The sequence below is a fragment of the Corynebacterium sp. ACRQK genome (assembly GCF_022345965.1).
In the GTDB taxonomy this organism is placed as follows: domain Bacteria; phylum Actinomycetota; class Actinomycetes; order Mycobacteriales; family Mycobacteriaceae; genus Corynebacterium.
In genome coordinates, this window is the sequence record NZ_JAKRMU010000004.1 from 60,888 (window position 1) to 74,210 (window position 13,323).

The 13,323-nt window shown below is 62.4% G+C and carries 10 protein-coding genes, 2 tRNA genes and 1 CRISPR repeat array; of the genes, 3 read left to right on the plus strand and 9 right to left on the minus strand.

The features are described 5' to 3' along the window. Positions 1-70 precede the first annotated feature (70 nt). The gene (locus tag MHX63_RS05730; protein WP_239387636.1) at positions 71-781 is read right to left on the minus strand and encodes a GAP family protein; all 711 of its coding nucleotides are present in this window, start codon (positions 779-781) and stop codon (positions 71-73) included. A 177-nt stretch (positions 782-958) separates the two neighbouring features. On the opposite strand from MHX63_RS05730, the gene MHX63_RS05735 reads away from it, so the two are divergent. Continuing rightward, positions 959-1,570, plus strand: a complete 612-nt coding sequence (locus MHX63_RS05735) for a TetR/AcrR family transcriptional regulator (RefSeq protein WP_239387637.1) — start codon at positions 959-961, stop codon at positions 1,568-1,570. A gap of 51 nt (positions 1,571-1,621) precedes the next feature. On the opposite strand, the gene MHX63_RS05740 is transcribed toward MHX63_RS05735, so the two are convergent. Together MHX63_RS05740 and MHX63_RS05745 are read right to left on the minus strand one after the other, a co-directional pair. Further along, positions 1,622-1,897, minus strand: a complete 276-nt coding sequence (locus MHX63_RS05740; protein WP_239387638.1) for a hypothetical protein — start codon at positions 1,895-1,897, stop codon at positions 1,622-1,624. 50 nt (positions 1,898-1,947) lie between these two features. Next, a tRNA-Asn gene (locus MHX63_RS05745) sits at positions 1,948-2,023 on the minus strand. 257 nt (positions 2,024-2,280) lie between these two features. Between MHX63_RS05745 and MHX63_RS05750 the strand changes: the two genes are divergently transcribed. Together MHX63_RS05750 and MHX63_RS05755 are read left to right on the plus strand one after the other, a co-directional pair. After that, positions 2,281-2,354: transfer RNA gene (locus tag MHX63_RS05750), tRNA-Ile, on the plus strand. A gap of 13 nt (positions 2,355-2,367) precedes the next feature. Next, positions 2,368-2,865 carry a hypothetical protein gene (locus tag MHX63_RS05755; protein WP_239387639.1) on the plus strand — a complete coding sequence of 166 codons (498 nt, stop codon included), beginning with the start codon at positions 2,368-2,370 and terminating at the stop codon, positions 2,863-2,865. A 45-nt stretch (positions 2,866-2,910) separates the two neighbouring features. After that, positions 2,911-8,738: direct repeats of the CRISPR family, unit length 28 nt; unit sequence GGCTCATCCCCGCTGGCGCGGGGAGCAC. 95 nt (positions 8,739-8,833) lie between these two features. Here MHX63_RS05755 and cas2e read toward each other — a convergent pair. The 6 genes from cas2e to casB are packed head-to-tail and all read right to left on the minus strand — an operon-like array spanning position 8,834 to position 13,278. Then, entirely contained in the window at positions 8,834-9,157 is a 324-nt protein-coding gene (cas2e, locus tag MHX63_RS05760) for a type I-E CRISPR-associated endoribonuclease Cas2e (RefSeq protein ID WP_239387640.1), read from the minus strand. Continuing rightward, entirely contained in the window at positions 9,154-10,095 is a 942-nt protein-coding gene (gene cas1e / locus MHX63_RS05765) for a type I-E CRISPR-associated endonuclease Cas1e (protein WP_239387641.1), read from the minus strand. The genes cas2e and cas1e overlap by 4 nt, the downstream gene beginning before the upstream one ends. Positions 10,096-10,105: 10 nt before the next feature. Continuing rightward, positions 10,106-10,780 (minus strand): type I-E CRISPR-associated protein Cas6/Cse3/CasE, encoded by a 675-nt coding sequence (cas6e, locus tag MHX63_RS05770; RefSeq protein WP_239387642.1) that lies wholly within the window; start codon positions 10,778-10,780, stop codon positions 10,106-10,108. After that, positions 10,777-11,484, minus strand: coding sequence for a type I-E CRISPR-associated protein Cas5/CasD (gene cas5e / locus MHX63_RS05775; RefSeq protein ID WP_239387643.1), 708 nt, complete (start codon positions 11,482-11,484; stop codon positions 10,777-10,779). Before cas5e ends, cas6e begins: the two co-directional genes overlap by 4 nt. Continuing rightward, on the minus strand, positions 11,484-12,614 hold the full coding sequence (cas7e, locus tag MHX63_RS05780) for a type I-E CRISPR-associated protein Cas7/Cse4/CasC (RefSeq protein WP_239387644.1): 1,131 nt from the start codon (positions 12,612-12,614) through the stop codon (positions 11,484-11,486). Before cas7e ends, cas5e begins: the two co-directional genes overlap by 1 nt. Positions 12,615-12,642: 28 nt before the next feature. Next, positions 12,643-13,278, minus strand: coding sequence for a type I-E CRISPR-associated protein Cse2/CasB (casB, locus tag MHX63_RS05785; RefSeq protein ID WP_239387645.1), 636 nt, complete (start codon positions 13,276-13,278; stop codon positions 12,643-12,645). Positions 13,279-13,323 lie beyond the last annotated feature (45 nt).

A 13,323-nucleotide genomic window follows, 5' to 3' on the forward strand; every position in this document is an offset into this window, starting at 1 on the left:
GGGCCGGGGCTAGCTCTGTAGGAAAGGGGGCTCTTCAATCGACGCCATCGCTCAAGGTTCAACCTGGCACTCAACCGATCAATCCGAGCCTTACTGCACTCGATGCCGCCATGTAGCCTCCCACAATTGCCGCAATCCACAGCAACGTCACTTTCGCTTCGTACTCCAGCCGACGGATGGCGCGCTCCAAACGAGGAAAAATAGCCGGCCCCGCTGCGCCTGCAATGACAGCCATAAGAGTTGCCGGTAGGACCATGATGATGCAGTACCCCGCAATAAGCGCGACCTTGCCGCTAAACCCGAAAGACATAGATTGGATAATTCCCATTGCACCTAGGTAGGGCAACATCGTCGCAGCCTCGACAACGGCAGCACCTAGCGCAAGCCCCACCATGCCGGTCGCGCTCAGTGAGGCGCCCCGTGCAAGGCGAGAAGCCCGACTCTTCGGTACTTCGGCGCCGGCGGTCTGCGTGGCCGCGGGCTTTTTGGGGTTTGGCGAGAACACACCGAAGATGAAAAGCCCCGCGCCTAGAACAAGCGTCACCCACCGGAACCAATCAGTCTCGCTTACACCAGAAAGCCTCGATACTGCGGTATCGAACCCTAATAGAAGCGCAATACCAAGGCCGCAGTAGGCCGTGGCGATCGTAGCGAGATAGGCGCCCAACAGGCCTAACCGCACTCGTCGCCAGATAACAATCAGAGCAATAGGAATGACAAGGGTTCCTGCACTCAAACTATCTACGAGTGCAAGGCCGGCAAGGGGGAGGAAGTCTGACATGGAATTCTCCGGTAGTCGGGTGTTCACGGGGGACCTCAGCTTCACAAAAGGCCTCAATCCCGCGTCATACGTTCGTATTAATCGTGCGGTTGATACGATTGTATGAGATGCAATATGCGAGTGCAACTGCACTCATGAATGGCTCATTGCATCTGAGCTACGGAAGATTGGAGCTCCATGTCTGTTGATCGCAACACACCTATCACCGGCACCGCCGCAGTGATCGCCGATGCTGCCATTCGGGTAATGGTCAGTCAGGGCCTCGATGCCCTGAGCGTGCGCAATGTCGCCACTGAGGCTGGCGTCGCACCTGGGACTGTCCAGTACCAGATGGGTAAACGGGACGACATTATCGCGAAAGCTTTTGTCAGGTCGTTGCAGCGCCAGGAGTCGCGGGCCCTTACTCAGACCGATGCGACGGATTTTCACACGGTCTTACACGGTCGCCTGGCTGAACTTTTGCCAATTGGCCCTGTCCAGCGCGAGGATTCCGCTGTGTGGGTCATTGTGGGAGCTGCAGCCTCGACGCGCGAATGGCTGGCTGTCTTATACGACGCCGAGGTCACGAAGTTTCGGGCGCGCGTGTCTGAAGGTCTCGAAGCAGCGCAACGTTTCGGAAAGTTGGCCCGAGGGCTGTCGCCTGAGCAAGGTGCTCGTCTTGTCACTGCACTGGTCAACGGGCTGACGATCGACTACCTCAATGCTCCTGTGGACTCGGCGAAGCAGTTGCTGGCCGACCTTGCTTCGGGACTCGCGCTGATTGTAGAACCCGGTTCTCCTAAAGTCTAGGACGGTACTTGGGCTGGAAGATTCGGTGGTCATAGACAAACTGGAAGCGGATTACCAGCGTGTCTCTTCGGCAAAATATTTCGCAGCCTTGCGCAGGATGTCGCGTTCTTCGCGCAGCTTTGCGTTTCCACTTTCTAGCTGGCGGATTCGCTCGGAATCAGTCGTCGCCTTCGCCTTGTTGCGCATGGTCTTCGTGCGGGAACGTTTGCCGGTGCCGTACTGCTTAAGCCAGGAGAAAAGTAAGGAACGGAGGTGTTGGCGCGTTTCCGCCACCGTGGAGCCAACGGGGTGGTCGACGTGCTCGAGGGGCTGTGGGTGTAGCGTCAATGCGACAAACCCCGACCGTCTGCGTAGTGCAGCCGATCGGGGCTAGTAAGTGGCTCCCCCAACTGGGCTCGAACCAGTGACCTTTCGATTAACAGTCGAATGCTCTGCCAACTGAGCTATAGGGGATTAAGTTGTGTGAGCTCGGGGGTTAATTCCCTTGCCCTGTGCAACGAGATCATACTCTATATGCCAACGGTGCAAACAGACAAATCGGCTGCTCAAGGGTGTAATTGTGGGGGTTGTTTTGGGTGAAGGTGGGCAGTGGTCGTGGGCAAGAGTGGAAGCTGGCGTGCGTGATGGTGGGGTATATGAGTGCCCGCGCCAGACGGTGTGGTTGAATCTTCTGTGAGCAAGCCACTCGATTGGGTGGCTTGGCTTCGCTGGGGGCTATAGCTCAGTCGGTTAGAGCCGCGGACTCATAATCCGCTGGTCGCGGGTTCGAGCCCCGCTGGCCCCACAGAAATACGGGAATGGGCACGTCAGTAGCTGCTGCGGTGCGTGCGACGGGGTTGCGTAATTGTTTGCGTGTGGCGCCGTTGGCTGCGGAGGATCTGGTGCGCGCGTTGCTGCGCCGTCCGCCGAAGTACATCGATTCGGTCGGTTGCCCGGGCGAGGCTGCGGTGATGACGGCCCCGGGTTCCTCGGAAGGGCTGGATCGCATGCTGGAAGCTTCGGGGCTGGAGCATGGCGTGTACCCGGAGACCGTCGCTGCCCGTATTTTGGCGCTGATTGGTTTCTATTCGCCGGCGCGGACGGCCGGGAATGTTTCTTGCCCGGCGCTTTTCCAGGTGATGTCTAATGACGCCGTCACTCCAACAAATGTCGCCCTCAAAGCAGCTGGCAAGGTTCGGCGGGCCACGGTGCACATTCACGAGGGCGGCCACTTCGACCCGTACGTGGAGCCACTGTTCTCGGAGATCATTGAGGAGCAGCTGGCGTTCCTGCGAAAGGAAGTGCCTGTGAGGTAGGGGGAGCTTCACCTAGATTGCGGAACTAGCGGTTAGCCGGGCTTGACCATTTCCCCGCTGGCGCGGGGAGCACTGGATAGACAGCAGCGCAGGCTCGCGGGAGACCGGCTCATCCCCGCTGGCGCGGGGAGCACTTCGTGTGCCGCGCGACATCACGCGGGTAAAGCGGCTCATCCCCGCTGGCGCGGGGAGCACCGTCATATTTCCACTGTTGCAGAATCCGAGGTCGGCTCATCCCCGCTGGCGCGGGGAGCACGAGGCCGGACAGCTCACCGCGCTATTCCAATCAGGCTCATCCCCGCTGGCGCGGGGAGCACTTTCGCGATTGTCAACCCGTGCTGGAAAATTCGGCTCATCCCCGCTGGCGCGGGGAGCACATTATCGCCGTCAAAGTGTCTTGCTTTGGAACCGGCTCATCCCCGCTGGCGCGGGGAGCACGGGGCTAGTGTGTGTAGGCCGGGGCGGTCTAGGGGCTCATCCCCGCTGGCGCGGGGAGCACGAGACGTGATGGACATGAACGCGCTCTTTACAGGGCTCATCCCCGCTGGCGCGGGGAGCACGTGAACCTAACAGCACCAACGCTGTTCAAATTCGGCTCATCCCCGCTGGCGCGGGGAGCACTCGACGATGAAGGGCTTGCGCTTCGTGGAGGCCGGCTCATCCCCGCTGGCGCGGGGAGCACGCCGCATTCTGCTCCATCGAAGAACGCCTCGACGGCTCATCCCCGCTGGCGCGGGGAGCACTAGTGGTCGGCCTGGACGGGCGGGGCGGGGCTGGGCTCATCCCCGCTGGCGCGGGGAGCACCATTACATCTGGCCAGTGCACCGGACTGTCGTGGGCTCATCCCCGCTGGCGCGGGGAGCACGGTTTCCCAGACGCTGATGTTGTCGATGCGGGGGGGGGGGGGCTCATCCCCGCTGGCGCGGGGAGCACGCGCCCGTTTTCTCGCCCGGCGCCGCCCGGCGCGGCTCATCCCCGCTGGCGCGGGGAGCACAATCCGTCACCCTCACGTGCCATAGCGTCAGACGGCTCATCCCCGCTGGCGCGGGGAGCACCGGCGGTAACTAACAGTAACCCAAAGTAACCTGGGCTCATCCCCGCTGGCGCGGGGAGCACGTTTTCGTTGGTCCAGCCATTCCGCGCGGCTGGGGCTCATCCCCGCTGGCGCGGGGAGCACTCGCGCCGAGGCCACAGCAGATCGTCGGCAGACGGCTCATCCCCGCTGGCGCGGGGAGCACACGGTAGGGAGTGCTTCGGTGTCTTTCCACTCAGGCTCATCCCCGCTGGCGCGGGGAGCACGCGATCGTGAACTCGCTCGGCATGTCGCGGAGCGGCTCATCCCCGCTGGCGCGGGGAGCACTTTTTCGGCGGTGGCGTGGGTAGTCCAGTGAACGGCTCATCCCCGCTGGCGCGGGGAGCACTTTTTCGGCGGTGGCGTGGGTAGTCCAGTGAACGGCTCATCCCCGCTGGCGCGGGGAGCACGCATCGAGATAACCGCATCCACGGAAACCGACAGGCTCATCCCCGCTGGCGCGGGGAGCACAGCTCTTGAGCTTGCTTGCGTCGCTTCTCTGCCGGCTCATCCCCGCTGGCGCGGGGAGCACCGCTGGGGCTATCAGTTGGGCGCGCAGGGCAGCGGCTCATCCCCGCTGGCGCGGGGAGCACACCTCACCCGTGTTGACTAGGGGGTGATTAGCGGCTCATCCCCGCTGGCGCGGGGAGCACGATGGGTACACAACCACCTCAAACAGGCCGAACGGCTCATCCCCGCTGGCGCGGGGAGCACTACAACCGACGGCGCGCACACCGGTGGTGGTCAGGCTCATCCCCGCTGGCGCGGGGAGCACGCCCAACAGCCCGTCCAGCGGCCAACGGTAGAGGGCTCATCCCCGCTGGCGCGGGGAGCACGACGGTATCGCCGCACAGCGTCATTTCGGGATCGGCTCATCCCCGCTGGCGCGGGGAGCACTGTCGGACCACAAGGCATCGGCAAATCAACCATCGGCTCATCCCCGCTGGCGCGGGGAGCACCACCGCACACTCAAACACGATATTCCTGGCCACGGCTCATCCCCGCTGGCGCGGGGAGCACTCCTGTCCCATCTGACAGTTACGTATCTAGTTCGGCTCATCCCCGCTGGCGCGGGGAGCACAGCTCCTGGTTGAGGACGTGGATCGTCGGCTTCGGCTCATCCCCGCTGGCGCGGGGAGCACGTGGGGGAGTTGGAGCAGCGGGGTGTAGCCCCGGGCTCATCCCCGCTGGCGCGGGGAGCACGAACACGGCTGGTTGTATGCCCGCGTCGAGGGCGGCTCATCCCCGCTGGCGCGGGGAGCACGAACACGGCTGGTTGTATGCCCGCGTCGAGGGCGGCTCATCCCCGCTGGCGCGGGGAGCACCGCCAACTCAAAGCTGATGACCTTAGTGCCGACGGCTCATCCCCGCTGGCGCGGGGAGCACGTCTAGTCGGTAGACAGTTATTCATGTGTGACCGGCTCATCCCCGCTGGCGCGGGGAGCACGGGTGTTAGCGGGGATTAATCACGCGCGAAGTAGGCTCATCCCCGCTGGCGCGGGGAGCACACACCCAGATCAACACTCCCCACCGGCCTCAACGGCTCATCCCCGCTGGCGCGGGGAGCACCGATTCACTGCCAACGGCAAGGCCGTGGCCAACGGCTCATCCCCGCTGGCGCGGGGAGCACCCTGGCATGAAATATCCAGGGTGGTGCCCACACGGCTCATCCCCGCTGGCGCGGGGAGCACCTGGGAGAGCCGCCCAGAGGGGCTACACATGACGGCTCATCCCCGCTGGCGCGGGGAGCACCTGGGAGAGCCGCCCAGAGGGGCTACACATGACGGCTCATCCCCGCTGGCGCGGGGAGCACTTGGCACTATCCTCGGTTTTGTAGCCTCGGCGCGGCTCATCCCCGCTGGCGCGGGGAGCACGGAAAATCGACTCACATGAGATCACCGCAATCCGGCTCATCCCCGCTGGCGCGGGGAGCACGCGGCCTCACTAGCCCCCGCGGCGTCACTTGCCGGCTCATCCCCGCTGGCGCGGGGAGCACGGGAGAGTGAATTGGTGTTTGATGGGGATCTGAGGCTCATCCCCGCTGGCGCGGGGAGCACGACCGCGTGTTCTGGGACTTTAACGAGTCCGAAGGCTCATCCCCGCTGGCGCGGGGAGCACCAGGTTAACGGTGGGCTGTTGAATATTATGAACGGCTCATCCCCGCTGGCGCGGGGAGCACATTAAAGAGATGGTGGAAAAGGGGTGGGCGGACGGCTCATCCCCGCTGGCGCGGGGAGCACTTAGCCGCATTGCCAACGGCGCCGAGCATACCCGGCTCATCCCCGCTGGCGCGGGGAGCACCGTGTCCAGTCTCCTGGGGTATTCCAGCCGATCGGCTCATCCCCGCTGGCGCGGGGAGCACGCACTCACGGCGGTAGACCACATGCTTTGAAACGGCTCATCCCCGCTGGCGCGGGGAGCACCGATTACCGGGGTTATTGATTGGTTTAAGGGGCGGCTCATCCCCGCTGGCGCGGGGAGCACGGTGCCTGCCCCTATGGCCGTACCGAAGGTAATGGCTCATCCCCGCTGGCGCGGGGAGCACCTGCAGCTGACCGCCCTGGATGCGCCGAAGTACGGCTCATCCCCGCTGGCGCGGGGAGCACGGCGATGGGGTGGGTGGTTGTCATTAGTTTTCCGGCTCATCCCCGCTGGCGCGGGGAGCACCCGGTATCTCTCTAGCCGGTTGTGACCTCGGCAGGCTCATCCCCGCTGGCGCGGGGAGCACGAGAAGGGAGACGAGTAATGGACTACGAGGGTCGGCTCATCCCCGCTGGCGCGGGGAGCACGAAGTCACAACTCGGATCAGGGGAACGAAAGTCGGCTCATCCCCGCTGGCGCGGGGAGCACTGGGATTTGGTTGGGGTTGTCGCAGGTGAAGACGGCTCATCCCCGCTGGCGCGGGGAGCACCTGGCAGGGAAGCTAGGTAGCCTGATCGGAAAAGGCTCATCCCCGCTGGCGCGGGGAGCACGCGGTAACCGTCGATCTCTAGCCAGGGAGTTACGGCTCATCCCCGCTGGCGCGGGGAGCACCCGAGGTTCTTGAGCTACGCCGCCTTGTGCTCAGGCTCATCCCCGCTGGCGCGGGGAGCACTTCCTTGACGTGGGCAACAAGGCGCTTGTGTTCGGCTCATCCCCGCTGGCGCGGGGAGCACTCATCGTCGGATCCACCAACGCCACCGAAGGCGGCTCATCCCCGCTGGCGCGGGGAGCACCGGAATTGTCGCCCCTCGGGCGGCAGGGGGAACGGCTCATCCCCGCTGGCGCGGGGAGCACGCTTGTCACCGACGTCATGGTTGACGGGCGCCCGGCTCATCCCCGCTGGCGCGGGGAGCACTGCTGCTGCGAGCTGCGCGGCGGGTTCGACCACGGCTCATCCCCGCTGGCGCGGGGAGCACGACGGTTGAGGCGGGTAGGTCGGAGAAGAACTAGGCTCATCCCCGCTGGCGCGGGGAGCACTGCGCGTTACTGCCGAACTGCCACAACGCGGGCGGCTCATCCCCGCTGGCGCGGGGAGCACGCATGTGGTTGTCCTTTCTCGAACCCTTCTCGAGGCTCATCCCCGCTGGCGCGGGGAGCACTTGCGCACTTGTCGCCCGAACTCGTTACGCCACGGCTCATCCCCGCTGGCGCGGGGAGCACACCGTATATTTCTTCGTGCTGTAGCCGAAAATCGGCTCATCCCCGCTGGCGCGGGGAGCACGCGCGGAGGGTCGCCGCCCCCGGCATCCGAGTAGGCTCATCCCCGCTGGCGCGGGGAGCACTCAAACCTGTATTGACGATCAGCACCGGCGGTAGGCTCATCCCCGCTGGCGCGGGGAGCACCCACCCGAGGTGCCTACCGCCGCCTTGTACCCCGGCTCATCCCCGCTGGCGCGGGGAGCACTCCTTGGCAAAAGGCTTGAGCTTGCCCTTGTACGGCTCATCCCCGCTGGCGCGGGGAGCACTTGTTGTGGCCGCGCAATTGCTTGCGCCGATTCGGCTCATCCCCGCTGGCGCGGGGAGCACTTTTCTCCTTCCTGCCGGTACCAGGACTTGCACGGCTCATCCCCGCTGGCGCGGGGAGCACCAGCAACAATCAGCGCGGAAATATCGGCGGGCAGGCTCATCCCCGCTGGCGCGGGGAGCACACAGGTGGGACAATCACCCTAGGCAGCAAGGCCGGCTCATCCCCGCTGGCGCGGGGAGCACGTCACCCACGCTCCAGGCAGACGCAGCATTGTCGGCTCATCCCCGCTGGCGCGGGGAGCACAATTTGGACTACCCAACCGACCCACTCACACGCGGCTCATCCCCGCTGGCGCGGGGAGCACGGAGACGGCGCGGATGGCGTGGACTGGGTCTACGGCTCATCCCCGCTGGCGCGGGGAGCACTGGCGTGAAACTGGGCGCGCCCGATAGCGCCCAGGCTCATCCCCGCTGGCGCGGGGAGCACGGTGGACGACCAGACGGCCATCTGACAGGTTTCGGCTCATCCCCGCTGGCGCGGGGAGCACGGGTGTGGGGTCATGGTGCGGTGGGGGTCATCTGGCTCATCCCCGCTGGCGCGGGGAGCACTGTGGCGGCGCGGGTGGAGCCGTGGTTGCATACGGCTCATCCCCGCTGGCGCGGGGAGCACTTTGCGCTTCTTTTCCTGCTCGATACGGCGGGCGGCTCATCCCCGCTGGCGCGGGGAGCACGATGGTTTCTATATCGTCTCGGCGCGGCAATCGGGCTCATCCCCGCTGGCGCGGGGAGCACTGCCTGCGACGCGTCGTGTGTTGGGGCGGACGAGGCTCATCCCCGCTGGCGCGGGGAGCACACTCTCTGAGCTGTGGTTCTTTGAGCCGTTAGGCCAATTCTACTTCAACTTGTTTTCCCTACCGCCTACCGGACTAGCGAACGATCACCACCGCTTTACCTCCGCCGGGCTTTACTCCATCCGCGTCGCCTCGCCGAAGGCTCCCGGTTGTTGGGCCGCGTAATTAGGTTCACGCCGTCGAAATCAGTTGGAACCCAGTTATGTCGGTGGGTCTTGAAGTCAAATCCCTGTTCGTTTGCCGCTTGAAATACCATGATTGCGCGTCCGTCCTTCACCAGGTCACATGTTCGCTCCCAAACCTGGTCGCGCACCCTGGCACTGGGGCGACCTACAAACACACCCGGAGAAATCTCCAACAGCCATCTTGTGAGGTCACCGCGAAGACCCGCAGGGCACGCAGTTACAACTAAGACCATCATCTGATTGGCCCATCGTCTGACCAATTGCGCTTGGAAGCCACGACCTCCAAGTCCGACCACAACACCAGCTCAGCATCAATATTCTGAGCCTCAGAGCTCATCTCCATAAGGAACATCAGATCCCGAATCATGGTCGGTAAAAGGTTCTTTTTCACCACATAATCGCGGATCACCCTTCGAATGTTCACGTCGGCGGTCAGCTCGTTCTCCGCAACTGCATCAAACGCCGCTGGAATCGAAACTTCTGCCTTGTACAGATCCGCAATGTCGTAGACAAAAGCGCGTTCCGTGCCTTGGTGAATTACGCCTAAGGAAGGAATGAACCCCAGCGACGCGATGACCGCATGGGCCACTCCGTATAGGGCTGCATTCGCCGCCGTCAGGGTTCGGTTGATCGGGTCGCCACTGGAAAAATTCTGCGGATCGTAATTCCGTTTCTTCCAAGTCACACCGGTCCGCGCGGCCTCGGCCTGATAGATCTTCTTCATTCGAGATCCTTCACGTCCGCGAAGCTGCGCCATCGTCGCACGTGAAATATCTTCGCCAGGGAAGCGCATGGCGTACATCTGTCTGGCGCAGAAAAGCCTGCGGCGCTGGTTGCTTACTATTGACGCCTGCGCCTCCGCCGCTGCCGAAGAATTCGATAGCGAACGACCGGATGCGTAGTAGCGCACCCCCTTTTCTCCAACCCATACGACGGAAACCCCTGAATCTCCCAGAAGTGCCATCGCCGCGTACGTCACTTTGGTACCTGGGCCAAGCATTAAGGCAGCAACGCTTGCCGCAGGCATATGGGTGATGCCGCTTTCATCTGCGAATGTAACCGCGTTATTGTCACGATTGACCACGCAACGCTCGGCGTACAGGAAGGAAATCCGATCCTGCACGCGTGGCAGGATGGGGCGCTCCATGGGTGATTTCGAGGGGTGTGGCACCATAGCTCAAGCCTCAGCTTGTCTTGCTCGGGGTGGGCTTGGCCAGCGTCAATAGGCCACAACCATAGGCCTTGCCCCGACCAATGCCCTCGACAAGTGACTTTCTAAAGGATTCAACATCGTCGATCTGCAGAGTACCTCGGTAGCGCACCGTGCCAATCACAACCTGGCGGCCTTTTGGATTCTTCGCCAGCTTCGAAAAGCGCAGTGTCTTCCGCTCTACGATCAGGGTTTCCAGCGGGGTGAAGCCACAGCTTTTGGCCTTGTTGCGAAACCATTCCAACTGAGCTTCCTCGCCCACCAGCGCTGTGAGTTTGCCACGGGTACCCCGCGGGGAGCCAGGAGCCTTTTTGGCCCCCACAGGGTTTAGTACGACTTCGTAATGCCACTGTTGGCCATCCGCGAGAGCTTCCAGCAGGCGGTTGTAGCTTGCCTTCTGTGGATCGTGTTCGGAACCGGTTTGCTCGGCGATCTTGGCCGGATCGCAGCTATCCGGTCCGACGATGTACACAGAATGCTCGTCGGCTCCCCGAGTTTTGCCGTCGTGGCGCCAGAGAATTCGTTCTTTATCGCCGACTTTCTCGGGGAAGCAGCTCAGAACTGCCGCATGCATAGCCTGCGGATTTCCCAGTAACTTTCGTGCTTGCCGACTGCTGGGGTTGAGGTGAAGTCGAGTGAAGGTCGTCATGCCTGCATCACCGCCTCCATAAATGGGTCGTTGGTTGAACTAAGGTCATTCTCGACGGGCACCCCGGTTTTGTCTTGGACGACGTCTCGCCAACCGTACTTCCGATGTTCTTGGGAGAATGAGATTGGTACGTCGCGTCTGGCTATGCCGGCTTCACCCTGTGTGGCGTCACGAAAAATAGGCAGTGAGAGCTTCGGCGCCCGAGTTTTCCTGTGGGCGCGGGTAGCCTGCCAGTCGGTTGCGCGCAGTGCGTCGACGGCCGAGCCGCGGAACGTTCCGAGATAAAGATTCGGGGGAGCGGGGCACGAACGACGCCCAAGGAACAACGGGAAACGTGGTCGTTGGACGGCGCCGGCGAGTTCGTCGATGAAGGAATCATTGTCTGATTCGATGGCCGCGACGAAAACAGCATCCTCAAGGTAGTAGCGCGTGACCAGGTTCGCGTTGTCCTTTGGCCTTCTCTGCCAGGGCTGGGCAGTCTGGTAATCCCGCAGTAGGGAACCAGGCTGATCCACACGAACGGCGAACGTTAGAGCTGCAAGGTCTTGCAGATCGTCAGTGCGCTGGCGCCCTTGTGCAGCGGCTAGAAGCCCCAGCACACCGGACTTGGTAGGAACCTGCTCGGTGGCGCGTTGCTTGAATCGGCTAGTCGCGCCCCACGATTGCATAGGGCCGGAAAGCCTAAGTAGAAGGGTAGAGGGCATTAGTGCTCCTGGGTGGCAGCATCTGCGACAGCTTCGACGAGCTCGGGCAGAGTGGTCTTCTTGGCCAGATCCATCTCGATGAAAGCGTCCGCCAGGTCGCCCAAGGACATCACGAAGGCAGCCTGTGGGACGAATCCGTAGGTGTTCTGGATCTGCTCGGCTTCGCGAGCTAGTCGGTCGGCAGCAGACTTGCGGCGGCCCTGGTTGTTCTCGGAGACCACCGGCTCTTCGAATGCGTTGACCATGGAGATAGAGCGGTCATCGCGCACAGTCACGTAGACGAGCTCCGGCACACTGTTGTGTGCGAAGGTATTCTGCTTACCCGTGGGCAGCGACGTGATGAAGCTCTCTGTGAAAGCCTTAATGGCTTCAGCCAACACATCCTGGTTGTCGAGATTCTCCGCCAGTGAGTCGACGTCGAGCGTGGCGAATCGGTACAGGGTGGAGGACATCATCTGTACGGTGCCCATCATGGCTGCACCGACTTCTTCGTCAGCTTCCACCATGTCGTCGACCGCGGTGTAGAAGTCGAACTCCGGCTCGGATTCATGCACGCCAATAGCGTGTGCGACCTGGACGGATGCGTCGACGTTGAAGTCCGGAGCTTCTGCGACCATACGGCCGAACATGCTGATGTCCACGCCATGTTCTTGGTCGAACAGCACAGATACTTCCCTCTTCGGGAACTTACTTTCTTCGCGGTGGTCGATTGCGTACTGGGCCAGGTTGCTCACCTGTCGGACGCTTAGGAAGAGCAAGTATCCGAGTTCAGACTTCTGTTCTACTTCCTCACCTTCAGCCTTTGCGGTCTTCCTCTTGGTCAGCTTGAAGCCAGCAGCGGTGAAGACCTTCTCGGAAAGGGTGGTTGCTTCGGCCTCTTCGATGGAAGTATCCAGCTCTTGGATGCGATCTGCGATCAGCTCGATTGCGCGACGGGTACGGTATCCCACGAAGCCAGTGGGGAACTTCTCGCCGAAATCCTTGCGGATGGCACGCTTCCAGGCTTGGGAGGAAACACGCTGACGTGGCGCACCGCCGAAAATCGCAGTCTTCGGAGCGCCCGTATCGTCACGGTTAATCAGGCTCGGTGGAAGGGTCTGCAGGGCGTGGAAATCAATGGTGATGGACATGAAGAGATTCCTTTCGAAATGAACAGTTTTAGTTTTCTTGGGTAGTAGCGGAGCCGTCGATGTCGCGCGGGTACCGTGCAAAGGCGAAGTCGCGACCCCACCGCAGTAGCACGCCATTACGAGTGCGTGGGTTCGAGAGTTTGCGCAGATCCGCGGCGAACCAGCCGTAGTTAAGACGGAGATCGTTGGATCGGAGCAGCGAAATGAGGGAGCGGGTTTGGATCAGCCGGGATTGGGCGGTCCGAGCAAGCACCAGCGCGTCGAAGCGACCCTTGATAGATTTCGATTCGCTGGTCTGAGCTAGCCGACCACAGGCACTGGCAAACGAATGGGATTCATCGTGTACCTCGTGAGTCGCGCCTTGCATGTGGAGCGCGAAGAACGTAAGCGCGTGAAATGCTGCCTCCTCGGATGGGGAAGGGGTATCACCACGTCCAACCTCCTTTTCGGACAGAGGTACAACTAGGGAAGAAAGAACGCTTTCGAAAACTAGGGGGTTTTTGTCTACGGGCTGGCCAGCCGACTTCCGAAGTTCCGCGAGCGTGCCGCGAGCCCTGGCCTGGTTGGGGTAACCAGTCCGGCCGAGATAGTCGGTCTGAAGCTGGCTACAGGTGGCAGCGACCGCTGAACTCAGCCGTGGCCGGTCATCAGTTACTTGTTCCATGATTTTCCTATTCTTGGTGTGTCTAGCGGTGAAAGTTGAGAATGC

Bases quoted from the DNA above. Each gene is read 5' to 3' on its own strand.
- MHX63_RS05730 (WP_239387636.1), bottom strand. From the start codon at position 781: ATGTCAGACTTCCTCCCCCTTGCCGGCCTTGCACTCGTAGATAGTTTG.
- MHX63_RS05735 (WP_239387637.1), top strand. From the start codon at position 959: ATGTCTGTTGATCGCAACACACCTATCACCGGCACCGCCGCAGTGATC.
- MHX63_RS05755 (WP_239387639.1), top strand. From the start codon at position 2,368: ATGGGCACGTCAGTAGCTGCTGCGGTGCGTGCGACGGGGTTGCGTAAT.
- cas2e (WP_239387640.1), bottom strand. From the start codon at position 9,157: ATGATGGTCTTAGTTGTAACTGCGTGCCCTGCGGGTCTTCGCGGTGAC.
- cas1e (WP_239387641.1), bottom strand. From the start codon at position 10,095: ATGGTGCCACACCCCTCGAAATCACCCATGGAGCGCCCCATCCTGCCA.
- cas6e (WP_239387642.1), bottom strand. From the start codon at position 10,780: ATGACGACCTTCACTCGACTTCACCTCAACCCCAGCAGTCGGCAAGCA.
- cas5e (WP_239387643.1), bottom strand. From the start codon at position 11,484: ATGCCCTCTACCCTTCTACTTAGGCTTTCCGGCCCTATGCAATCGTGG.
- cas7e (WP_239387644.1), bottom strand. From the start codon at position 12,614: ATGTCCATCACCATTGATTTCCACGCCCTGCAGACCCTTCCACCGAGC.
- casB (WP_239387645.1), bottom strand. From the start codon at position 13,278: ATGGAACAAGTAACTGATGACCGGCCACGGCTGAGTTCAGCGGTCGCT.